This is a genomic window from Mediterraneibacter glycyrrhizinilyticus (assembly GCF_015560805.1).
GTDB classification, from domain to species: Bacteria; Bacillota; Clostridia; order Lachnospirales; family Lachnospiraceae; genus Schaedlerella; species Schaedlerella glycyrrhizinilytica_A.
Genome location: NZ_JADMSO010000005.1, coordinates 160,908 through 183,775 on the forward strand (window position 1 = coordinate 160,908; position 22,868 = coordinate 183,775).

Annotated in this window: 26 protein-coding genes and 1 tRNA gene; 22 read left to right on the plus strand and 5 right to left on the minus strand. The window is 48.2% G+C overall.

The window, feature by feature from the left end; translation table 11 throughout:
- Window positions 1–4 precede the first annotated feature (4 nt).
- The 3 genes from I2H87_RS06990 (at window position 5) to I2H87_RS07000 (ending at window position 1,725) form a co-directional block, all read left to right on the plus strand.
- Window positions 5–922, plus strand: coding sequence for a DUF4340 domain-containing protein (locus tag I2H87_RS06990; RefSeq protein ID WP_195609593.1), 918 nt, complete (start codon window positions 5–7; stop codon window positions 920–922).
- Window positions 923–1,061: 139 nt separating this feature from the next.
- Window positions 1,062–1,469: a zinc ribbon domain-containing protein gene (locus I2H87_RS06995; RefSeq protein ID WP_117550021.1), complete on the plus strand. Its 408-nt coding sequence runs from the start codon at window positions 1,062–1,064 to the stop codon at window positions 1,467–1,469.
- A gap of 172 nt (window positions 1,470–1,641) precedes the next feature.
- A tRNA-Leu gene (locus I2H87_RS07000) sits at window positions 1,642–1,725 on the plus strand.
- 85 nt (window positions 1,726–1,810) lie between these two features.
- On the opposite strand, the gene I2H87_RS07005 is transcribed toward I2H87_RS07000, so the two are convergent.
- Complete coding sequence (locus I2H87_RS07005) at window positions 1,811–2,074, minus strand: Txe/YoeB family addiction module toxin (protein ID WP_195609594.1); 264 nt, start codon at window positions 2,072–2,074, stop codon at window positions 1,811–1,813.
- The gene (locus I2H87_RS07010; RefSeq protein WP_009266636.1) at window positions 2,067–2,333 is read right to left on the minus strand and encodes a type II toxin-antitoxin system Phd/YefM family antitoxin; all 267 of its coding nucleotides are present in this window, start codon (window positions 2,331–2,333) and stop codon (window positions 2,067–2,069) included. Before I2H87_RS07010 ends, I2H87_RS07005 begins: the two co-directional genes overlap by 8 nt.
- A 207-nt stretch (window positions 2,334–2,540) precedes the next feature.
- Here I2H87_RS07010 and I2H87_RS07015 point away from each other — a divergent pair, with 207 nt between their 5' ends.
- From I2H87_RS07015 to I2H87_RS07045, 7 genes are all read left to right on the plus strand, one after another.
- The gene (locus I2H87_RS07015) at window positions 2,541–2,912 is read left to right on the plus strand and encodes a GntR family transcriptional regulator (RefSeq protein ID WP_195609595.1); all 372 of its coding nucleotides are present in this window, start codon (window positions 2,541–2,543) and stop codon (window positions 2,910–2,912) included.
- A 3-nt stretch (window positions 2,913–2,915) separates the two neighbouring features.
- Window positions 2,916–3,767 carry an ATP-binding cassette domain-containing protein gene (locus tag I2H87_RS07020; RefSeq protein ID WP_009266634.1) on the plus strand — a complete coding sequence of 284 codons (852 nt, stop codon included), beginning with the start codon at window positions 2,916–2,918 and terminating at the stop codon, window positions 3,765–3,767.
- Window positions 3,764–4,417, plus strand: a complete 654-nt coding sequence (locus I2H87_RS07025) for an ABC-2 transporter permease (RefSeq protein ID WP_009266633.1) — start codon at window positions 3,764–3,766, stop codon at window positions 4,415–4,417. The genes I2H87_RS07020 and I2H87_RS07025 overlap by 4 nt, the downstream gene beginning before the upstream one ends.
- An 83-nt stretch (window positions 4,418–4,500) precedes the next feature.
- On the plus strand, window positions 4,501–5,025 hold the full coding sequence (locus I2H87_RS07030) for an L-2-amino-thiazoline-4-carboxylic acid hydrolase (protein ID WP_195609596.1): 525 nt from the start codon (window positions 4,501–4,503) through the stop codon (window positions 5,023–5,025).
- Window positions 5,026–5,193: 168 nt separating this feature from the next.
- Window positions 5,194–5,769, plus strand: coding sequence for a DUF6465 family protein (locus I2H87_RS07035; protein WP_195609597.1), 576 nt, complete (start codon window positions 5,194–5,196; stop codon window positions 5,767–5,769).
- A gap of 210 nt (window positions 5,770–5,979) precedes the next feature.
- Complete coding sequence (locus I2H87_RS07040) at window positions 5,980–6,567, plus strand: HD domain-containing protein (protein ID WP_009266630.1); 588 nt, start codon at window positions 5,980–5,982, stop codon at window positions 6,565–6,567.
- 13 nt (window positions 6,568–6,580) lie between these two features.
- Window positions 6,581–7,309: an NAD-dependent protein deacylase gene (locus I2H87_RS07045; RefSeq protein WP_009266629.1), complete on the plus strand. Its 729-nt coding sequence runs from the start codon at window positions 6,581–6,583 to the stop codon at window positions 7,307–7,309.
- An 86-nt stretch (window positions 7,310–7,395) separates the two neighbouring features.
- Here the strand turns inward: I2H87_RS07045 and I2H87_RS07050 are convergent, their stop codons facing one another.
- The 3 genes from I2H87_RS07050 to I2H87_RS07060 all read right to left on the minus strand — a co-directional run bounded on the left by I2H87_RS07050 (window position 7,396) and on the right by I2H87_RS07060 (window position 10,110).
- Window positions 7,396–7,896 (minus strand): hypothetical protein, encoded by a 501-nt coding sequence (locus tag I2H87_RS07050; protein ID WP_009266628.1) that lies wholly within the window; start codon window positions 7,894–7,896, stop codon window positions 7,396–7,398.
- Window positions 7,893–8,867 carry a PucR family transcriptional regulator gene (locus I2H87_RS07055; RefSeq protein ID WP_243273892.1) on the minus strand — a complete coding sequence of 325 codons (975 nt, stop codon included), beginning with the start codon at window positions 8,865–8,867 and terminating at the stop codon, window positions 7,893–7,895. The genes I2H87_RS07050 and I2H87_RS07055 overlap by 4 nt, the downstream gene beginning before the upstream one ends.
- 130 nt (window positions 8,868–8,997) lie before the next feature.
- Window positions 8,998–10,110: an ABC transporter ATP-binding protein gene (locus I2H87_RS07060; protein WP_054704975.1), complete on the minus strand. Its 1,113-nt coding sequence runs from the start codon at window positions 10,108–10,110 to the stop codon at window positions 8,998–9,000.
- A 323-nt stretch (window positions 10,111–10,433) separates the two neighbouring features.
- Between I2H87_RS07060 and I2H87_RS07065 the strand changes: the two genes are divergently transcribed.
- From I2H87_RS07065 to tyrS, 12 genes are all read left to right on the plus strand, one after another.
- Window positions 10,434–11,609 carry a BMP family ABC transporter substrate-binding protein gene (locus I2H87_RS07065; protein ID WP_009266625.1) on the plus strand — a complete coding sequence of 392 codons (1,176 nt, stop codon included), beginning with the start codon at window positions 10,434–10,436 and terminating at the stop codon, window positions 11,607–11,609.
- Window positions 11,610–11,796: 187 nt separating this feature from the next.
- Window positions 11,797–13,434 (plus strand): ABC transporter ATP-binding protein, encoded by a 1,638-nt coding sequence (locus I2H87_RS07070; protein ID WP_009266624.1) that lies wholly within the window; start codon window positions 11,797–11,799, stop codon window positions 13,432–13,434.
- Window positions 13,431–14,528 carry an ABC transporter permease gene (locus I2H87_RS07075; protein WP_022152195.1) on the plus strand — a complete coding sequence of 366 codons (1,098 nt, stop codon included), beginning with the start codon at window positions 13,431–13,433 and terminating at the stop codon, window positions 14,526–14,528. The genes I2H87_RS07070 and I2H87_RS07075 overlap by 4 nt, the downstream gene beginning before the upstream one ends.
- Window positions 14,521–15,513 (plus strand): ABC transporter permease, encoded by a 993-nt coding sequence (locus I2H87_RS07080; RefSeq protein WP_009266622.1) that lies wholly within the window; start codon window positions 14,521–14,523, stop codon window positions 15,511–15,513. The genes I2H87_RS07075 and I2H87_RS07080 overlap by 8 nt, the downstream gene beginning before the upstream one ends.
- 23 nt (window positions 15,514–15,536) lie before the next feature.
- The gene (locus I2H87_RS07085; protein WP_195609598.1) at window positions 15,537–16,148 is read left to right on the plus strand and encodes a hypothetical protein; all 612 of its coding nucleotides are present in this window, start codon (window positions 15,537–15,539) and stop codon (window positions 16,146–16,148) included.
- Between the two features lie 22 nt (window positions 16,149–16,170).
- On the plus strand, window positions 16,171–16,689 hold the full coding sequence (locus I2H87_RS07090; protein ID WP_009266620.1) for a peptidylprolyl isomerase: 519 nt from the start codon (window positions 16,171–16,173) through the stop codon (window positions 16,687–16,689).
- 65 nt (window positions 16,690–16,754) lie between these two features.
- The gene (locus I2H87_RS07095; protein WP_009266619.1) at window positions 16,755–17,702 is read left to right on the plus strand and encodes a DMT family transporter; all 948 of its coding nucleotides are present in this window, start codon (window positions 16,755–16,757) and stop codon (window positions 17,700–17,702) included.
- 108 nt (window positions 17,703–17,810) lie between these two features.
- Window positions 17,811–18,668, plus strand: coding sequence for an energy-coupling factor transporter ATPase (locus tag I2H87_RS07100; RefSeq protein ID WP_009266618.1), 858 nt, complete (start codon window positions 17,811–17,813; stop codon window positions 18,666–18,668).
- Between the two features lie 9 nt (window positions 18,669–18,677).
- Window positions 18,678–19,526 (plus strand): energy-coupling factor transporter ATPase, encoded by an 849-nt coding sequence (locus I2H87_RS07105; protein WP_009266617.1) that lies wholly within the window; start codon window positions 18,678–18,680, stop codon window positions 19,524–19,526.
- Window positions 19,519–20,343 carry an energy-coupling factor transporter transmembrane component T family protein gene (locus I2H87_RS07110; protein ID WP_022152202.1) on the plus strand — a complete coding sequence of 275 codons (825 nt, stop codon included), beginning with the start codon at window positions 19,519–19,521 and terminating at the stop codon, window positions 20,341–20,343. Before I2H87_RS07105 ends, I2H87_RS07110 begins: the two co-directional genes overlap by 8 nt.
- Before the next feature lie 36 nt (window positions 20,344–20,379).
- Window positions 20,380–21,153 carry a tRNA pseudouridine(38-40) synthase TruA gene (truA, locus tag I2H87_RS07115; protein WP_022152203.1) on the plus strand — a complete coding sequence of 258 codons (774 nt, stop codon included), beginning with the start codon at window positions 20,380–20,382 and terminating at the stop codon, window positions 21,151–21,153.
- A 476-nt stretch (window positions 21,154–21,629) separates the two neighbouring features.
- Complete coding sequence (gene tyrS, locus I2H87_RS07120; protein WP_195609599.1) at window positions 21,630–22,853, plus strand: tyrosine--tRNA ligase; 1,224 nt, start codon at window positions 21,630–21,632, stop codon at window positions 22,851–22,853.
- The last annotated feature ends 15 nt before the right edge of the window (window positions 22,854–22,868 follow it).

Here is a 22,868-nt window from a genome sequence, read left to right on the forward strand (position 1 = left end):
TCGGATGAAGAAAAAGAAGAAACAGGCGGTGATCCTGCTCGGGGTGCTGGCGATCCTGCTGGCGGCATTATTTGCGCTGCGCACGGTGAACCGGAGAACAGAAGAGGCGGAGACGAAAAAAGCGGCGGAACAAAAGATTTATGTGACGGACATTTCGGATATGACGAAGATCCGGTATCAAAGCGGAACAGACGGGATGACTTTTGAAAAAACGGCAGATCAGGAAACGTGGATTTATATGGAAGACCCGGATTTCCCACTGGCACAGCAGTATCCGGAAGAGATGGAGAACACATTTGAAAAGCTGGAAGTCAAGCGGGAATTGAAAGACGGTGACGAGTTGTCATCATATGGCCTGGATGAACCACAGTATCAGGTGACGCTGACGGATCAAGACGGAACAGAGACGACATTGTATTTTGGAAATGCGGTGGATGACGGCTATTATCTGACGGTTGACGATACGAAGACGGTGTATACGGTCGGCAATGTGATCGACGTATTTCAACATTCCCTCGAAGAGATGGCGCAGTTGGATGAATATCCGAATATCGGCAGCGGCAATTTGAAAAAAGAAACGATCACACAAAATGGCGGGACGACAACGTACGATTCCGAAAATGAAGACGACGCGGAAGCGATCGCGGCAGTGGCAGGCGGACTGGGAGCGGTGAAGTTAAGCTCGGCAGCAGATTATTCCGTGGTGGATGCAGATCTGGCAAAATATAGCCTGGATGAGACTGCACGGATCACGGTCGAGGCGGTTTATACGGAAAGTGACAAAGAAAATGTGCTGAGACTCTATATCGGCGGTGACGACGGAAGCGGTAACCGATATGTGATGATAAACGATTCACGGATCGTCTATCTGATCAGCGAGGAAATCTGCGACAATATTTTAAATGCCGGGGAAGAGCAGTAAAATTCAGTGCAATCAGATCGGAAAAGCTTATAGAGCGTTAGACGGCAAAATTTATAGTTATTTAATCGGCAGTTTATTGACAGACGCGTGAAAAGAGAAGAGAATGGACACATATCAGAAAAGTGAGGTTGATCAGAACATGAAAGAAAAATTGATCCGGTTTATGCAAGGACGGTATGGAACCGATACCCTTTCCAAATTCCTGCTGATCTGCGGATTGGTCGTCGTTTTATTCTCGTCATTTTCATCCAGCGATACGGTGCGGATGATCTGGTATGTGGTCGGATGGGCATTGATCATTTACTGCTATTACCGGATGTTTTCGCGGAATGTGACGAAACGCTATGCGGAGAATCAGGCATTTCTTGCGCGAACATATAAGATACGCAGCTTTTTCAAACAGCAGTTGGAATTGATGAAACAAAGACGGATCTACCATATTTATACTTGCCCCGGATGCAGGCAGAAGATCCGGATCCCGCGGGGAAAAGGAAAGATCGAAGTCCGGTGTCCGAAATGTGGAGTCACCTTTGTGAAAAAGAGTTGATAATTCTGAAGAAATCAGATAATTAAAACAAATACAAAAAAAGAAAAATAAAATTACTGACTGAATGATATAAGAGAGAAAATTGGCGGATTTGAATATAAAAATCCGCCAATAAAATTTTGAAAAAAGGCTTTACAACGATGAAAAGCTATGGTATTATATCACTTGTCGAGCGGAAGTGGCGGAATGGCAGACGCGCTAGATTCAGGTTCTAGTGGGAGTTAATCCTGTGAGAGTTCAAGTCTCTTCTTCCGCATTGAATGAAAAGCATCGGATACCGTAAATACACGGTTTACCGGTGCTTTTTCGTTCTGAAAAGAAAATTTAAAATGAGGTAGATTTTAGTGATCTGAGTAATGATATCTACATGAAATGATATATACATTCTGTTCGTCAATCTTATAAACCAATCGATCTTTTTCGTTGATTCTGCGACTCCAAAATCCGGATAAATCACCTAGTAATGGTTCGGGCTTTCCGAGACCGGAATTACCGTTTCTACAGAGATCCTCAATGAGTTTGTTAATTTTCTTCCATGTATTCTTGTCTTCGGTTTGCCAGTAGATGTAATCATCCCATCCATTTTTTGTAAAAACTTTATTCATCCGCAGCAACCTCGAGCAGTTCTTTTACCTGAAGCAAGCCGTCTTCCAATTGTTTCTTGGATTCCATAAGCCACTTATAGTTTGTCTGATTTCCCATAAGATACATATTTTCAATCATGTTGTTATATGTCTCTTCAGATATCATTACGATATTTTTATTTTTCTTGCGAGTTACAATAAGTGTTTCAAAGTCATCAGAGACTTTATCCATGTATTCTCTCAGGTTTCCTCGTAATTCGGTATAATTGACTGCTAACATAGGATTCACCTCCAAAATAAAATGTACAATTTTCTGTACTTATATTATCATTGAATTTTATATTCAGTATACCACCTCCGGACATGGATTCCAACCACATAAAAATGCTCTCCCGCAAGTAAACTTTTTCAAACAAACAGCATATAACAGTTGACGACAGTTATTATGTGTTATATACTGTTTATCGTACAGAGGAGGTATTTCCATATGCATATCATTATCAACAGTTCTCTGATGGTTCCGATTTATGAACAGATCATGGAGCAGATCAAGACGCAGATCCGCGACGGCTCTCTTCGTGAAAACGACAGTCTTCCGTCTGTCCGCGCCCTTTCCAAAGAACTCAAGATCAGCGCTCTGACTGTAAAAAAGGCGTATGATCATCTGGAATCCGAGGGATTCGCCGTCACCGTCCATGGAAAAGGAACCTATGTTGCTGCAGCAAACCCGGAACTTCTATTGGAAGAACAAAAAAAAGAAGTCGAAGCCGATTTGGAACTGGCCATTCAAAAAGGCAGACGTTACGGACTCAGCACTGAAGAGATCCGAAGCTTATTTGAACTTATTTTGGAGGATTAGACCATGTTAAAGATCAATCATTTAAAAAAGAATTATCCGTCCTTTTCACTGGACTGTTCCCTGCACGTTGCTCCGGGATGTATTACCGGACTAATCGGGCAGAACGGCTCCGGAAAAAGCACCACATTTAAGTCTATTCTCGGGCTGATCTCCACTGACGGCGGCCAGATCTCGCTGTTCGGAAAAGACATGCACGAACTGACGATCGCAGACAGACAGAAACTCGGCGTTGTATTGTCCGATTCCGGATTCAGCGGTTATATCACACCACAGGATCTTGTGCCGATCCTGAAAAATCTTTACCCGGATTTTGACAAAGCATTTTTCCTTACAAATCTTGAAAAATTCGGACTTTCCGGCACGAAAAAGATCAAAGAATTTTCCACCGGAATGAAAGCGAAACTGAAAGTTCTCGTTGCCATTTCCCACAATGCGCGTCTTCTGCTTCTGGATGAACCGACGGCAGGTCTGGACGTCATTGCACGGGACGAACTTTTAGATCTTCTTCGCAGTTTTATGGAACAGGATGAGGAACGTTCTATTTTGATCAGTTCCCATATTTCCAGCGATTTGGAAAGTCTCTGCGACGATCTGTATATGATCCATGACGGAAAGATCGTCCTGCATGAAGACACCGACGTCCTGCTTTCTGACTACGCGCTTCTGAAAGTCAATGCCGAACAGTATGAAACGCTGGAAAAGCAGTATATTTTAAAAGTGAAAAAGGAATCTTTCGGATATTGCTGTCTGACAGATCAGAAGCAATTTTATCTGGACAATTACCCACAGATCGTGATCGAAAACGGAACGATCGACAATGTGATTACTATGATGATTCGAGGTGCCGCTATATGAAAGGATTATTGATCAAAGATTTTAAACTTATGATGATGCAGAAAAATTTCTTTTTATCGATCATTGCGATCGCGGTTGTGCTAACCGTATTTGTCAAAAACCCGTCTTTTATCATCGGATACCTGACATTCATCGGTTCAGTCTTCACTTTAAGCACGATCAGCTACGATGAATTTGACAATGGAAACGCATTTTTATTTTCACTGCCGATCACACGCAAACTTTATGCGCTGGAGAAGTATGTCTTCGGTTTCCTCACCGGCGCTTGTTCTTGCCTGATCAGTTTGATCCTCTGTATGATATTCGGACTCATTTTCGGCAATTATTCTATTTCGGATTCGCTGATGACCGCCGGAATGTCTTTCCCGATGTTTCTTTTCCTGCTTCTTCTTATGCTTCCGGTTCATTTAAAATTCGGAAGTGAAAAAGGAAAAATTGCCATTCTCGGTGTACTCGGAGCCGTTTTCATCGTTGGATTTTTATTTGTCAAGCTGGATCAGCTGCTCGGACTTGGTATCATCGCTTCTTTAAATTCCATGTCCGATCTCGGGATCGGCGGTTTGATCGCTGCCATGTTCGCCATAGTCGCTGTGCTCTTTCTTATATCTTATAGAATAAGCAGTAAGATCATGGAGAAGAAAGAATTTTAGAAATATGAAATAAAACATTTTATAAGGAAATATACGCTCCCCCTTGTACACTGACGCTAATGATAACAGAAAGGCGGAGGCGTATGAGTAAAGTGAAAAATGAACCTAAGATCAAGAGCAAACTGATCGTGGCAATCCGGGAGCAGCTGGAACATCGGGCGTCATGGCTGTACCTGCTCTGTGATGAGGCAAAGAAACGCGGGCTGGATCCCAATGATTTTGCGGCGGCAGCGATCAAAAGATGCGGTCTGGCGCAAGGGAAAAATCTTGTGAAAAAGGGAAAGACAAAGAGCCTGAAAGGTCTGAGAAAAACATTATTTACGAAACCGGCGCAGTGGGTATTTGAGATGGACGTACTGGAGAATACCGACGAAACATTGTATCTGGATTTTCATTATTGTCCGCTTGTAAAGGCATGGCAGAAAGCCGGATGCTCGGAGGAAGAGATCGCGCAGCTCTGTGACATTGCAATGTGCGGGGATCATGGGATCGGTGCGCGGTTTGACAGCGTTCTGGAACTGCCGAAATGTATCGCGAAAGGCGACGACGTCTGTGCGCTCCGTTATAAGAAAGCAGCTGAGAAAAAGACAGAAGATAAGAAATTGTAAAAAACAGCCGAGATCGGGAAAATTTGACCTTGTTGGGGAATTGCGTTATAATACCGTTTGTAGCAAAAATAACAATGTCCTTATAATACGGAAAGTAATTTTATGATGTCAGAGTGAAACTGGCATAAACTATAATTGCTTGAGTGTTTTGCAGGAGGGAGTAAGTTTATGGCAACAAAAAGAGTAGCAAAAAAAGTTGCTGCGGCAAAAGCAGCAAAGGCAGTAAAAACAGCCGCTGAAGCTACAAAAGTCGAGACAGCAAAAGTTGAGTCAGCAAAGGAAGAGGCAGTAACGGAAGCAGCAAAAGCAAACGAAGTGAAAGCAGAAGCGGTCAAAGCGGAACCAGTCAAAGAAACCGCAGGAAAGAAAGTCGAAAAACTGGCGCAGAAAGCAATCGAGACAAAGAAAGATTCAACAAAAGCGATCGAGACAAAGGCAGCCGTCCTCGTAGATGCGAAAGAGGAAAAGACGGAAGAAAAAGCTCCTGCGAAGAAAACGACGGCAAAAAAAGCGCCGGCGAAGAAGACCGCAGCAAAGGCAGAACTGAAAACGGAGATGTATCTGCAGTTTGCCGGAAAAGAATATGCGGAAAAAGAGATTCTTCAGATGGTAAAAAATGTATGGACAAAAGAACTGAGAAATAAAGTCGGCGATATGAAAGAGGTTCAGATTTATCTGAAACCGGAAGAGTCCGCGGCTTATTATGTGATCAATAAAGAGACAACAGGCAAGATCGTATTGTAGTGTCAGTGTACAAGGGGAAATCGCTTCAAACCGTGTGATATCGGTGCTTTTCGACCGTTTTCCCCCTTGTATGCCGATGTGGATGAATTGTAAGAACAAAATGCAGGGATTGATTCCAAAAGAGCCGGCTAAGTCGCCGCATCTGCGGGTCGATCCCTTTTTGATTGAAACGACAGGAAGAATCGCTGAGTGAAACAGGAGGAAACGAAAATGACACGTCTGGAACAGCAGATCCGGTTTATCACCGAGATCGACAAAGTGAAAAATATTTTCCGGCAGACTTATCTGGCGGATGGCAAGCGGAAAGAGAACGATGCGGAACATTCCTGGCATATTGCGCTGATGGCATATTTGCTTCAGGAACACGCGGAAGAGCCGGTAGACGTTCCGCGTGTGATGCTGATGGTGCTGATCCACGATCTCGTGGAGATTGACGCAGGGGATACTTATGCATACGATTCTGAGGGCGCGAAGACGAAACGGGAACGGGAAGTGCGCGCCGCGGAGCGGATCTTCGGACTGCTCCCGGAAGATCAGGGACGGTATTTCCGGGAATTGTGGGATGAATTTGAAGCCTATGAAAGTGCAGATGCGAAGTATGCACATTTGCTGGATAATTTTCAGCCGCTTTTGTTGAATGATGCGAGCGGCGGACGCAGTTGGAGTGAACATGACGTAAAGAAGTCGCAGATTTACAAGCGGAATGAAAAAGTGGCGGAGACGTCAGAAACAGTATGGGAGTGTATGCAGGAGATCGTGCAGAAACATATCGATGCAGGGAATGTGACAGACGAGTAGAGGGGGTGGCATAATGTATGAGCAGGAGATCGAACAGCTGCAGGCGATGATCGATGAAAGCAGCAGGATCGTCTTTTTCGGCGGCGCCGGCGTATCGACGGAGAGCGGAATCCCGGATTTTCGAAGCGCAGACGGGATCTATCATCAGGCATACCGGTATTCACCGGAAGAAGTGGTCAGTCACAGCTTTTTTGTGAAACATCCGGAAGCATTTTATGAATTTTATAAAGAGAAGATGATGATTCTGGATGCCAGACCGAATCCGGCACATTTGAAATTGGCGGAGCTGGAGCGCGCAGGGAAGCTATCCGCGGTTGTGACACAGAATATCGACGGACTGCATCAGGCGGCAGGAAGCAGGCAGGTATATGAACTTCACGGAAGCATTCTGCGGAATTACTGTATGGACTGTCATACGTTTTATGATGCGGAGTATGTGAAAAATGCCGAGGGGATCCCCCGCTGTGAAAAATGCGGCGGTATGATCAAACCGGACGTTGTGCTCTACGAAGAGGGCTTGGATCCTGCGACGATCAGCGGGGCGGTGCGCGCGATCAGCGAGGCGGATATGCTGATCATCGGCGGAACTTCTCTTGTTGTTTATCCGGCAGCAGGTTTTATTGATTATTTTCATGGGAAATATCTGGTGCTGATCAACAAATCGGAGACTGCCCGGGATGTGCGCGCAAATCTGGCGATCGCAGCGCCGATCGGAAGTGTGATGGAAAAGATCAGAGTGTAGCGTCGGCGTCGGTGTACAAGGGTGGAACGGTCGATGAAGAGCAGACCCCAATCGCGTATATCCATTGTACACTGACGCCGTGATCATTAGTCCATATACAATTTCATTCCCATCCAGGATTTCATATGATCCATCATCTTTTCATCCGGTTCCAGCACGATGCATGTCAGCTTCTGGTCGATCATCAGCATCATGGAATAGCTGTGAGCGTCCGCACGTCCGGAAGAAAAGTCGTATGTTTTTGCGGGCTGGTAAGAGTGAAGCCGGGGCGATGCTTTCGGCGCCATGATCTCAGCCTGCTGGATGTCGAATGTCATCATTTTTTTACGTTTAGCTTTGCTGTAAATCGCGTCAACCTGCATATCGTGGTTCAGCAGGACATATTCATACTCCACATCCAGGCGGGGAAAGATAAAGTAGTATGCGAGAAATGCAAGAACTACTGCCAGGAAAAAGGAGAAAATTCCGAGAAACGGCATTCCGAATACAGCGACGGCGACGATCACGAGAATCGTAAGAAAACGGATCACCATGTCGAGCGGTCGGGATTTCCGGGCTACAAGTTGTTCATAATAAGCGTCATTCATGTCTGAGAGTTCCTTTCTGTCTGTAAATAATTAAGTACCATGGAGGCAATTTTATAGGTCATGGCATCTTCAAAACGGCGAAGATCCAGACCGGTCCTTTTTTCTACCTGCTCCAGCCGGTAGATCAGCGTATTACGGTGCATATGGAGTTGACGTGCAGTCTCCGCGATGTTCAGGTTATTCTGCATAAAACGGTCGATCGTGACGGTCATCTCTTCATCCGCAGCGGACGGGATCTCTGTTCCGAAAATCTCTGAGAGAAAATTTTCACAGATAGACCGGGGAAGTTGATAGATCAGTCTTCCGATCCCGAGACGGTTGTAAGGAAATACATTCTGTCCGGAACCAAACAGTCGCCCGACTTTTAATGCCAGCGACGTCTCTTTGTATGCACGCGAGAGCTCCAGAAGATTTTTTACAAGTCCGCTGTATGCAACCTGTACATGAGCCAGCGCTTCGGTATTGAGTGTGTCTACGATCGTGTGGGCGATCTGCGGAAGATCCTCTTCACTTTCCGAAGCGTGAAGCGGTCTTAAGACCGCAAGCTGTGTTTCCGTTACGGGGATCAGATAGATCCTGCTCTGTGCGGGGAAGAGATTTTTGAGGATCTCAAGCACCGTATCATCGGAAATACTGCGCGATTCCAGAAGAAACAGGATCCGGTTTTCATCCGGAGCGATGTGCAGACGCAGTGCACGTTCCGCCACATCATAGGAGGGGACGGAATCGGTCATCAGACTGAGCAGAAACTGTGCTTTATTATATTTTTCTTTATAGGCAGTGCACAGACAGCGGATCTGCCTGAGCGCCGCTTCCTCATCCTCGGGAGTTTCTGCCGGGAGAGTCAGCGTCACACCGGTCAGACGCTTCAGTTCGTGCAGGGCAGCCTGTATCTGCAGATGGACAGCAGGCGTGCTACCGGATGAAAAATCCGGATGTTGTAAGTCCGGTGTATATGTTTCCTGTTCCATAGATAGACCTCGTTTTTAATCGTTTATTGCTGCTGCGCCGCATAAAAGAGAGAAAAAGGGCTGCACAATCTTTTGTACAGCCCCCCTCCTGATTTATGCCTCGCATCTGCGCTGCTTTTATTTTATATGACTAGTTGGTAATCGTCAACTCTGTTTCTTTGTCAAAGATATGGATTCTGTTCATATCCAGAGCAAATTTAGCGTCGTCTCCGGTTCTGAGTTCTGTACGCGGATTTACGCGGGCAGTCATCTGAGTTCCCTCCACATCGAAGTACAGGAATACTTCCGCACCGAGCAGCTCGTATACTTTGATCTTGGATGTGATCACACTGCCCGGATTTGCAGCGATGAAATCCGGATCGTCATGAACATCTTCCGGACGGATACCTACGACAACTGTTTTTCCGTTGTAACCGCCGTCGATGAGCGCTTTCTTTTTGTTCTCCGGTACGCGCAGAACATGGTTTCCGATGGAAAGTGTTACGTCGTTTCCGGCAACATTTACGACTGCGTCCATGAAGTTCATCTGCGGAGATCCGATAAATCCGGCAACGAACAGGTTGCAAGGTGTATTGTACAGGTTCTGCGGTGTATCAACCTGCTGGATCACACCGTCTTTCATAACAACGATCCTTGTACCCAGTGTCATAGCCTCTGTCTGGTCATGAGTTACATAGATGATCGTTGCGCCTAAGTTCTCGTGAAGTTTGGAGATCTCGATACGCATCTGAACTCTCAGCTTCGCGTCCAGGTTGGAGAGCGGCTCGTCCATCAGGAATACTTTCGGGTTACGAACGATCGCACGTCCCATGGCAACACGCTGTCTCTGTCCACCGGAAAGCGCTTTCGGTTTACGGTCGAGCAGTTTGTCCAGATCGAGGATTCTTGCGGCTTCGCGTACTTTTTTGTCAATCTCGTCTTTCGGGACTTTACGAAGTTTCAGTCCGAACGCCATGTTGTCATATACGGTCATATGCGGATACAGCGCGTAGTTCTGGAAAACCATCGCGATGTCACGGTCTTTCGGCTCTACATCGTTCATTACTTTTCCGTCGATCTCCAATGTTCCGTCTGTGATATCTTCCAGACCTGCGATCATACGAAGCGTTGTTGACTTTCCGCATCCTGATGGTCCTACGAAGATGATAAATTCTTTGTCCGCAATATCAAGATTGAAGTTCTTTACTGCGTGAAATCCGTTCGGATATTTTTTTTCGATTCCTTTTAATGATAAACTTGCCATTTGAAACAGCCTCCTTTAAATATGTGTCGTTGTTATCTGGTTCTTAGTATACGGGAAGAGTGAAAACGGGACAATGTCACGAGTGACTAAAAAAATAAAAGGGAAGTGTACACTTTGACCAGTACGGATCATTTAGGCGGAAAAAACGGGAAATTGCGGAAGTCAGAATAGTACTTATTATAAGTTATAAGTAAATGTAATCACAAAAGTGGGGGCTTACGGTTGATTTATCTTATACAAATAGGTAAGATTAGTGTGTACACTTATCCCCTACTGACGGAGGAACAGGCGGGGAGGACCTTTAGAATAGGAGGAAAGCATTTATGAAAAAGAAAGTTTTGGGCGTATTGCTCAGCGCAGCGATGGTAGTAGGGCTTCTCGGCGGATGCGGAGCACCGGCGGCAGCAGATACCACAGAGAAGACAGATGAGGGAAAGACAGAAGCGGCGGCAGAGGGAATCGCAAAAGAAGATATTAAAGTAGGATTTGTACATATTTCCGATCCGAGTGATATGGGATATACATATAATCAGGAGATCGGTACAAAAGAGATGCAGGAAGCGCTTGGTCTTGAGGATGACCAGATCATCAACAAGTACAATGTGCCGGAAGATGCAGAGTGCGACACAGCGCTTCGCGAACTGGTCGATGCAGGATGTAATATCATCTTCGCAACCAGCTTCGGATTTGAAGATTATGTAAAAGAAGTTGCGGCAGAATATCCGGAAGTGCAGTTCTGCCATGCAACAGGTTATCAGGCATCGGATGCCGGACTTGACAACATGCACAACTATTTCGCTTCTATTTATGAAGCACGTTATCTGGCAGGTATCGCAGCAGGTATGAAGACAGAGAGCAACAAGCTTGGCTATGTAGCGGCATTCCCGTTTGCAGAGGTGATCAGTGGATATACCGCATTTTATCTTGGAGCAAAGAGTGTGAATCCGGATGTGACGATGGATATCATGTACACCAACTCCTGGAACGACCCGACTGTAGAGTCTCAGGTTGCAAAAGCATTGATCGAGCGCGGATGCGACGTGATCTCACAGCATTCTGATTCTACAGCACCGGCTACGACAGCAGAAGAGAACGGCGTATGGCAGGTTGGATACAACAACGATATGATCGAGGCTGCGCCGAAAGCATCTCTGATCTCCGCAAGAATCGACTGGGGTATCTATGTAACAGAAGCGGTACAGGCGATGATCGACGGTAAAGAGATCCCGACAGACTGGTGCAAAGGTCTCGGAGATGAAGCCGTATATCTGTCTCCGCTGAATACAGATATTGCAGCAGAGGGTACACAGGAAGCAATTGACGAAGCAAAAGAGAAACTGATCTCCGGTGAGATCCATGTATTTGAGGGACCGCTGAAAGGAACAAGCCCGGAAGGCGAGACTATCGAGATTGCTGAGGGAGATTACTATCATGAGCAGGAAGAAAAATCCGCTCCGTCCTGGTGCTATATTGTTGAGGGATGTAATGTGGTAGAATAATCACTGTGATTGGAAACAGGTCTGTCGCGGGGCAGACCTGTTTTTTTATATAAGCGACGAGCCAAAGTCCGGGCTTGCCCGAGACCTTGGCGACTGCTTACAATCCCGGAATATGCCTTTTGGCACTTCCGGTGATTCTTTCTTGTGAAAATCCGTATCTTTTGGTACGATAAGAAGAGATCTGAGAATGATGAAAGAGGGTGAAGATTTGAGTGCATCAAATGAGCTTGCGATCAAAATGCACAGGATAACCAAGACATTTGGTAAAGTTATCGCAAACAAAGACGTCGATCTAGAACTTCGGGAGGGAGAGATCCTTGCACTGCTCGGAGAGAACGGAAGCGGCAAGACAACGCTTATGAATATGTTGTCGGGAATTTATTTTCCGGATCACGGAGAAATTTATGTACATGGGAAGCCGGTGACGATCCGTTCTCCGAAGAATGCGTTTTCGCTTGGAATCGGAATGATCCATCAGCATTTCCGACTGGTCGATGTGCTGACGGCAGCGGAGAATATTGTGTTGGGACTGGACGGCGGTCTGACCGTCAACCGGAAAGAGATCAACCGAAAAGTGGAAGAACTGGCAAAACGCTACGGATTTGATCTGGATCCGTCGAAGAAAGTCTACAATATGGCAGTGTCGGAAAAGCAGACAGTGGAGATTTTGAAAGTGCTCTACCGTGGAGCGGATATTTTGATCCTGGACGAGCCGACCGCGGTTCTGACGCCGCAGGAGACAGAGAAACTTTTTGCCGTGCTCCGTAATATGAAGAAAGACGGAAAGTCGATCATTATCATCACACATAAATTGAACGAGGTTATGGCGATCTCCGATCGTGTGGCGATCCTGCGAAAAGGCGAGTACATCGGTGTAGTCAATACAGCAGAAACGAATCAGGCACAGCTGACGGAAATGATGGTCGGCAGACCGATCAGTCTGAAGATCGATCGTCCGGAAGTGGAAGAAAAAGTGGAACGGCTTCAGGTGATCGGGCTGACCTGTCTGAACGGGGACGGTGTGAAAGCGCTGGATGACGTATCGTTTACCGCATACGGCGGAGAGATACTGGGAGTCGCCGGGATTGCGGGAAGCGGTCAGAAAGAGTTGTGTGAGGCGATCGCAGGTCTGTATCCGTCGATCGGCGGATCGGTATTGTATTCGGTGGAGCATGAGGGAACCGGAACTGTTGTGAAAGAAAGGATTCTGGGGCTGAAACCGGATGAGATCTCAAAAAAGGGGATCGCGATGGCGTATGTGCCGGAAGACCGCCTTGGTATGGGACTGGTTGCCGGTATGGATATGACGGATAATGTCATGCTTAGAAGTTATAAGGACAATAAAGGGATTTTTGTGGATCGCAAAAAGCCAAGAGAACTGTCTGAAAAGTTGATCGAGGAACTGGAGATCGTAACGCCGGGTGTGGAGACCCCGGTCGGACGTCTTTCCGGCGGAAATGTCCAGAAAGTATTGCTGGGACGTGAGATCGCGTGCAGTCCGTCGGTGTTGATCGTGGCATATCCGGTGCGCGGATTGGATATTAATTCCTCCTACCGGATCTATGATCTTTTGAATGAGCAGAAGAGAAAGGGCGTTGCCGTGATCTTTATCGGAGAAGATCTGGACGTTCTGATGGAATTGTCGGACAGACTGATGGTTCTCTGCGGTGGAAAAGTCAGCGGTATCGTAGATCCGAAGACGGTGACGAAAGAGGAAATCGGACTGATGATGATCCATGTAGATCACAAACCGGAGGATCAGGGAGCAGCCGCAGGGGACGAAGAAGAAAATAGGAATGAGACAGACGGGGAGGTGAGATCATGAGCGCAGAAAAAGGAAAGGGAAAAGAACCGTTGATCCGTATGGCGAAGCGCGATACACTCTCCAATCAGAAAGCATGGTGCATTCGCGGAGTAGCGCTTTTGTTATCGCTGATCACGGGAGGGCTTGTGATCCTTGCGTTGGGGCATAATCCGTTTTCGGTTTATACTTCCATGGTAGTCGGTGCGTGGGGATCTTCCACGGTCATCCGTGAGACGATCAAGATCGCCGTACCGCTTCTGATCACTGCTATCGGTATTTCCTTTGCATTTAAGATGAAGTTCTGGAATATCGGAGGCGAGGGACAGATCATCGTCGGTGCGGTGGCAGCAGGATATTTCGGATTGTTTACCGCACACATTTTGCCGAAAGTACCGCTTGTGATCCTGATGATGCTGGCAGGTATTCTGGCAGGCGGTCTTTACGGACTGCTTCCGGCAGTGTGCAAAGCAAAATGGGGAACGAACGAGACGTTGTTTACTTTGATGCTCAACTATATCGCGCTTGCCTTTGTCAAATATCTGATGAACGGACCGTGGAAAGCGCCGGGCAGCAGCTTTCCGAAGATCGCGATGCTGGCGCCGGGAGCGCGTCTTACGAAAGTGCTCGGCGTACATTGGGGATGGATCCTTGCGCTCGTGATCGTTGTGATCTCTTCGATCTACCTGTCGAAAACAAAACAGGGATATGAGATCGCGGTTGTTGGAGAAAGCAATAATACAGCCCGCTATGCCGGGATCAATGTGAGCAAAGTGTTCATCCGGACGATGTTTATTTCCGGTGCGCTCTGCGGTCTGGTCGGTATGCTGCAGTTTGCAGGCGCGGATTATACGATCACAGAGGGAATCGCAGGAGGTGTCGGATTTACGGCGATCACGGTGGCATGGCTGGCAAAAATGAATCCATACGGTATGCTGGTCGTTTCGGTATTTATCGCGATGCTGGAACGCGGCGCCAATACGATTCAGACGCAGTTTAAGATCCCGGCGTCGGCAGCGGATCTGCTGATCGGAATCATCCTGTTTTTCATGCTCGGATGCGAGTTCTTTATTTCATACAGACTGATCTTGCGTGGAAAGGAGGAAGAAGATGTTTAGTACATTAAATAGTTTATTTATCGCGGCAGTACTTGCCGGAACACCGCTTCTGCTCGGGGCGCTCGGGGAGATCCTGACAGAAAAATCAGGAAACTTAAACCTTGGTGTGGAAGGTATGATGTTCATGGGTGCGATCACCGGACTTGCGGGTTCCTATTATTATGAGCAGGCGGTCATCAAAGCCGGAGGAAGTGTGAGCGGCGTGCTTTCCGCACTGATCGCGCTTTTGTGTTCTTTCCTTGCAGGATCGTTCGGTGCGTTGATTTACAGCTTTTTGACGATCACGCTCCGTGCGAACCAGAATGTAACCGGATTGACGCTGACGATCTTCGGAACCGGATTCGGTAACTTCTTCGGAGAATATATCGGTCAGAAAGCGGGAGGATATGTGGCGGTCAGCGACGTGACAAAAGCGGCGTTTTCCAAAATACAGATCCCGGTGCTTTCCGATATTCCGGTGCTCGGAAAACTTTTGTTCCAGTATAACTGGCTTGTATATTTTGCGATCATCCTTGCGATCGCGATGGCGTGGTTTTTCAACAGATCCCGCGTGGGACTGAACCTCCGGGCGGTCGGAGAGAGTCCGGCAACTGCGGATGCAGCCGGAATCGATACGACAAAATATAAATATTTTGCAACGGTCATCGGTGGCGGCATCTGTGGCATCGGCGGAATGTACATGAGTATGGTAACGACTTCCGGCGTATGGGTACACGGATGCGTCAGCGGTTATGGCTGGCTGGCGGTTGCGCTTGTTATCTTTGCAACATGGAGTCCGCTTCGCGGCATGCTGGTTGCGCTCGTATTCGGAGGACTTACGATCATGCGTATGTATGTCAATATCCCGGGACTTCCGGCACAGATTTATGATATGCTTCCATATGTGGCGACGATCCTTGTACTTGTCATCACGAGTATGCGCGAGAGTAAAGAACATGCACAGCCGAAGAGCTGCGGAACGAATTACTTCCGCGAGGAGCGTTAAGAATAGGGAATCAGGACAGAACAATGAAAAGACAGCTTGAGTATTTTACAATTGACGAGGCAGTGGGCGGCAATCAGGAATGGTTCCGCAATGTGGTAATGTATATGGGGGGCTGTGCGGCGGCGACCGCCTGCGACTGCTGTATTTATTTTGCACGGCAGGGGGAGGAACACCTTTATCCTTATGACATCCAAAATCTTACAAAAGAGGATTATATTCAATTTGGAATGAAGATGAAGCCTTACATCCGTCCGAGAGTCGGCGGTGTGAAAAAGCTTTCCATGTTTATCGAGGGTTTTTCACGGTATCTTGCGGATCGCGGGGAAAAGTGCCTTGCGATGCGTGGATTTGACGGCAGCGAAAGTGCGGAGAAAGCCGCGGCGGTGATCAAAATGCAGATCGATCGGGGGCTGCCGGTGCCGTATCTGATGCTCCGACACCAAAATCCGGAATATAAAGACTTTGTCTGGCACTGGTTTTTGTGTTATGGTTATGAGGAGACAGAACACTCATTTCGGATCGATGTGGCAACTTACGGGGAATCGGCAGTGCTGGATCTGGCAGACTTGTGGAATACAGGCTGTGAAGAAAAAGGCGGGCTGATCCTGTTTGAACGCCGCGATCAGAAAGAATAAAAATGAAAAGAGGAAAAGAAACATGGCAAATCCAATTGTAACATTTGAGATGGAAAACGGAGATATCATGAAAGCGGAGCTGTATCCGGAAATCGCGCCGAATACAGTACGCAACTTTGTATCTCTTGTAAACAAAGGATATTATGACGGACTGATCTTTCACCGTGTGATCCGCGGATTTATGATCCAGGGCGGATGTCCGAACGGAACCGGAACGGGCGGCCCGGGATACAACATCAAAGGGGAATTTTCACAGAATGGTTTTAAGAATGACCTTGCACATGATCCGGGCGTGCTTTCCATGGCGCGTGCAATGCATCCGGATTCCGCAGGTTCCCAGTTCTTTATCATGCATGAGAAATCTCCGCATCTGGACGGAGCTTACGCCGCATTCGGAAAGATCACAGAGGGCATGGATATCGTCAACAAGATCGCAGAGACGGCGACCGATTACAGCGACAGACCGCTGGAGGCGCAGGTTATGAAAAAAGTGACGGTAGAAACATTCGGCGAGACCTATGAGGAGCCGGAAAAAGCCTGAGAAAGTCAGAGAAAATCAAAGGGAGCGAAGAAAGTCTCCCGAATAAATAAAAGGAACATAACAAAATGGAAAAGAAATTACAGAATCCGATCGTGATCTGTGTTTTGGCACTGCTCTGCTGCGCGTTGTGGGGCAGTGCCTTTCCATGTATCAAGATCGGATATGAATGGATGGAAATCGAGGGAATCGGGAGCCAGATTTTGTTTGCCGGGTACAGGTTTTTCCTGTCAGGCGTTCTGACTTTTGCGTTGGGATGTCTGCTGGAAAGGCGGATTTTGCGGATGAAGCGGGAGAATTTCGGTGTGATCTTCCGTCAAGGCGTACTTCAGACGACGATCCAGTATGTCTGCTTTTATATCGGACTGGCACATACGACCGGGGCGAAAGGCTCGATCATCAATGCGTCCAATGCGTTTGTCTCGATCGTGGCGGCACATTATATGATCCGTTCCGAACGGATGACATGGAAAAAAGGTCTCGGATGTATATTGGGACTGGCGGGCGTGGTACTTGTCAATCTGGAACCGGGCGGATTTGGAGGCGGCTTCCGTTTCCTCGGGGAGGGAATGGTGCTGCTTTGCACGATTGCATACGGCGTCAGCACGGTGTTGCTGAAAATGATCTCCGACCGGGAAAGTCCGATGACGATCACGGCATATCAGACGTTGATCGGAAGCGCGCTGCTGATCGTGATCGGATGGCTGCTTCACGGCGATGTAGGTGTGTTCACATGGAAATCCGCGGCGCTTTTGTTCTATATGGCGCTGCTTTCGACGGTGGCGTTCAGTCTGTGGACACTGTTATTAAAATATAATCCGGTGGGAAAAGTGGCGGTCTACGGATTTACGATCCCGATCTTTGGCGTGCTCCTGTCGGGAATCCTGCTGGGCGAGACGATCTTCTCCGTGAAATATCTGGCGGCGCTTCTGTTTGTCAGCGGCGGAGTGATCCTCGTAAACCGGAACGACGCCGGGAAACAAAACCGGGATGATGTTTCGAGCCGGAATCGATGACGTTGTAAAAGAGGGTTGAAAAAGCCGGAGCAATATCCTAAAATAAGGAACATAAGTTTTAAAGAAACAAGGACAGACAGGCGTAAAGGATCAGGAGGACGGATGCGGATGGAAATGGTGCAGGCAAAAGAACTGATTTATGAATATGAAAAACGGGATGAAGAGGGCAATGTGATCGGAATGAGCCGCGCCATCGACGGAGTAGATCTGGACGTTTTGCCGGGGCAGTTCGTGGCGATCCTCGGACATAACGGTTCCGGGAAATCGACCCTTGCCAAGCAGATCAATGCGATTCTCGTGCCAAGCGGAGGTACGATGTGGGTGGACGGAAGAGACACAAGAGATCCGGATGAATTATGGAATGTACGGCAGAGCGCCGGCATGGTGTTTCAGAATCCGGACAACCAGATCATCGGGACTGTCGTGGAAGAAGATGTGGGGTTCGGCCCGGAAAATTTGGGCGTGCCGACCGACGAAATCTGGACACGGGTGGAAGAAAGCTTAAAGGCAGTCGGGATGATCGAATACCGCTCCCATTCCCCGAATAAACTGTCCGGTGGACAGAAACAGCGGGTGGCGATCGCAGGTGTGATCGCGATGGAACCGAAATGTATCGTGTTGGACGAGCCGACGGCGATGCTCGATCCGAACGGACGGAAAGATGTGATCCGCACGGTGCAGGAACTGCGGAAAAAGAAACAGGTGACGGTGATCCTGATCACGCATTATATGGAAGAGGTGATCGACGCCGACCGGGTGTATGTCATGGATCATGGACGTGTTGTGATGGACGGAACACCGCGGGAAATCTTTTCGCGGGTGGAAGAGCTGAAGCAGTATGGAATGGATGTGCCGCAGGCGACTATGCTGGCGGAGGAGCTTCGGAAACGTGGGTTGGATCTGCCGCGGGGGATCCTGCACAGTGAAGAACTGGTGGAACACATCATGGCACTGAAAAAGAGATAGGAGTAGACAATGGCGATTCGGCTTGAAAAAATCAATTATATATACAGCCCCGGAACAGCATATGAAAAACATGCGTTGAAAGACATCGATCTGGAAATTCCGGACGGTCAGTTTCTCGGGATCATCGGGCATACCGGTTCGGGAAAATCGACGCTGATCCAGCATTTGAACGGGCTGATCAAGGCAACTTCCGGTAAATTGTATTACAATGGTGAAAATATTTACGATGAGGGGTTCAATCTGACAGCGCTCCGTTCGCAAGTCGGACTGGTATTCCAGTATCCGGAATATCAGCTGTTTGAGGCGGACGTGTTTACCGATGTTTGTTTCGGACCGAAGAATCTGGGACTTTCGAAAGAAGAATGTGAGATCCGGGCGAAAGAAGCGTTGGAACTGGTCGGATTTCCGGAGAAATATTATCATCAGTCGCCGTTCGAGCTTTCCGGCGGACAGAAACGGCGTGCGGCGATCGCAGGCGTACTGGCAATGCGCCCGAAAGTACTCGTGTTGGATGAACCGACGGCGGGATTGGATCCGAAAGGCCGGGATGAGATTTTGGAGCAGATCCGCCATCTGCATGAGCAGACGGACATGGCGGTCGTGCTCGTATCACACAGTATGGAAGACATTGCAAAATATGTAGAGCGGATCATCGTGATGAACCGCGGGGAGAAGATGCTGGACGGTACGCCTAAAGAAGTCTTTTCCCATTACCGGGAACTGGAACAGGTTGGACTTGCAGCGCCGCAGGTGACGTATATCATGCATGATCTAAAGGAGTGCGGACTTCCGGTACGCACGGATGCGACGACGATCGAAGAGGCGGCAGAAGAGATAATGAGGAGTTTCCATGATTAGAGATATTACAATCGGACAATATTATCCGGCAGACAGTGTCATACACCGGCTGGATCCGCGCGTGAAGATCGTGTGCACGCTGCTGTTTTTGATTTCCCTGTTTGTACAGAACAGCCTGCTTGGCTATGCGATCGCAACGGTATTTTTGTTTTGGGTGATCCATGCAAGTAAGGTTCCGCTGAAATTTATTTTACGAGGGCTCAAAGCGATCGTGATCATCCTGATGTTTACTGTGGTGATGAACTTGTTTTTGACGACAGGCGGGAAAGAACTGGTGCATATCGGCTTTCTGCATATTTATGAAAAAGGGCTGCGGACGTCCGTGTTTATGGCGGTCCGCCTGATCTATCTGATCATGGGATCGTCGCTGATGACCTTTACGACAACGCCGAACGCGTTGACGGACGGAATCGAGAAACTGCTGCATCCGCTGAACAAACTGCATGTCCCGGTGCATGAAGTTGCAATGATGATGTCGATCGCGCTCCGTTTTATCCCGATCCTCCTTGAAGAGACGGACAAGATCATGAAGGCGCAGATCGCGCGCGGCGCGGATCTGGAGAGCGGCAATATCATTCAGCGGACGAAAGCGATGGTGCCGATCCTCGTACCGCTTTTTGTGTCTGCTTTCCGCCGTGCAAATGATCTGGCAATGGCGATGGAAGCAAGGTGTTACAACGGCGGCGAGGGACGGACGAAGATGAAGCCGCTCGTGTACCGGAAACGGGACCGCGCGGCGTACGGGATCACGATCCTGTATATGGTCGTGATCGTTCTGGTGGGCAGGTTTGTGCCGTTTCAGATATGGATTTTTTAAGAAAGAAGACAGGATATTTCAGGGAGAGGACAGGATATGAGGCGCATTAAACTGACGGTCGCTTATGACGGAACGAATTACTGCGGATGGCAGGTGCAGCCAAACGGCATTACCGTGGAAGAAGTATTGAACCGTGCGCTTTCTGCGCTGACCGGGACAAAGGTGAATGTGATCGGGGCGAGCCGAACCGATTCCGGTGTGCATGCCAGAGGAAACGTGGCAGTATTTGATACGGATTCCCCGATTCCTCCGGACCGGATCTCCTATGCGGTGAACCAAAAGCTGCCGGATGATATCGTGGTCGTAAAATCGGAAGAAGTTCCGAAAGACTGGCATCCGCGGTATCAGAACAGCGTAAAGACGTATGAATATCATATTTTGAACGCTAAGATGCCGGATCCGACCAGACGTTATACGACGTATTTTGTGTCGTATCATTTGGATCTGGAGCAGATGCGGAAAGCGGCAGGATACCTTGTCGGAGAACATGATTTTGCAAGTTTCTGCAATATCCATACCGATGTGGAAGATACGGTACGCACGATCTATGAGCTGACCGTGGAGAAAAGCGGAGAAGACCTGACGATCCGGGTTCGGGGAAATGGATTTCTTTACAATATGGTGCGGATCATTGCGGGAACGCTTCTGCAGGTCGGGCGGGGATTTTATACGCCGGAAGACGTGCGCGGTATTCTTGAGACGAAAGACCGGGAATCCGCAGGCGTGACGGCGCCGCCGCATGGATTGATGCTGATGCGGATCGAATACGAAAAAGACCTTGACAAAAGCGAGGGTGATGGAGTAGTATAGGCAACAGATACAGAAAAAAGGCTTGGAAGAGAACAAGTAGTGATATCCGGGGAAAACAGAAAGCTGCCGGCTGATGAGAGGCGCATGATCCCGCATATGGCGAATACATCTCGGAGCTGCGCACCGAACACATAACTGCGTATCGAGCATCCGGAGGAGAGATACCTGATGGATGGATGCAGGCGGTAAGAAGCAAGTAGGCTGCGACGGACTGGCAGACGTTAACATGCCGGGCAATGAAGAGACAGATACCGTCAGTATATAAGAAGTGCATTTGTTTCCGGTGTTGCTGATGAGGCGGCAGACGTGAGTCTGGCGTGAATGAAGGTGGTACCACGGGTGATCAACTCGTCCTTACGATAACAGTGAGGGCGGGTTTTTTTGTTTGTTTTTATTGGACAGGAAATTGCATCCGATGGAATAAAAGCGCTCCGCGTCCTCACAGAAACGAAGAGCTTGAGAGGAGAAGAAAGAAGATGAAAATTTACGACGAACTGAAAGCGCGCGGACTGATCGCGCAGGTGACAGATGAGGAATTGATCGCAGATCTGATCAACAACGGAAAGGCGACGTTTTATATCGGATTCGACCCGACGGCGGACAGTCTGCATGTGGGACATTTCATGGCGCTCTGCCTGATGAAACGTCTGCAGATGGCAGGAAATAAGCCGATCGCTTTGATCGGAGGCGGAACCGGAATGATCGGCGATCCGTCAGGAAGAACCGATATGCGTCAGATGATGACGCCGGAGACGATCCAGCACAACTGCGACTGCTTCAAAGAGCAGATGAGTAAATTTATCGATTTCTCAGAGGGAAAAGCATTGATGGTCAATAATGCAGACTGGCTGATGGATCTGAATTATATCGAAGTGCTCCGGGAAGTCGGCGCACATTTCAGCGTGAACCGGATGCTGAGCGCAGAGTGCTACAAACAGAGAATGGAAAAGGGCCTAAGCTTCCTCGAGTTTAACTACATGATCATGCAGGCGTACGATTTCTATGCACTGTACCAGAATTACGGATGTAATCTGCAGTTCGGAGGAGACGATCAGTGGAGCAATATGCTGGCAGGAACGGAACTGATCCGCCGCAAACTCGGAAAAGACGCAAGTGCGATGACGATCACACTGCTTCTCAACTCCGAGGGAAAGAAGATGGGCAAGACACAGTCCGGAGCGGTATGGCTGGATCCGAATAAAACGTCCCCGTTTGATTTCTACCAGTATTGGAGAAATGTCGGCGATGCAGACGTACTGAAATGTATCCGTATGCTGACATTCCTGCCGCTTGAGCAGATCGACGAGATGGATTCCTGGGAGGGAAGCCAGTTGAATCAGGCAAAAGAGATCCTCGCATACGAGCTGACAAGTCTTGTCCACGGCGAAGAGGAAGCGAAACGGGCGCAGGAGAGCGCAAGAGCTTTGTTCAGTCAGGGAAATGCGGCGGAAATGCCGACAGCGGAGCTGACAGAGGAAGATTTCACAGACGGAAAGATCGATATTTTGACGATGCTTGTAAAGAGCGGACTTGTTCCGTCCAAATCCGAAGCGCGCCGTGCCGTACAGCAGGGCGGAGTCGCAGTGGACGGTGAAAAAGTTGCGGACATTTATGCGGCGTTTGAGAAAGATGCGTTGGCAGGAGACGGCGTTGTGATCAAAAAAGGAAAGAAAAACTTCCGTAAAGTCGTTGTAAAATAAAAGGAATCAGGAGGA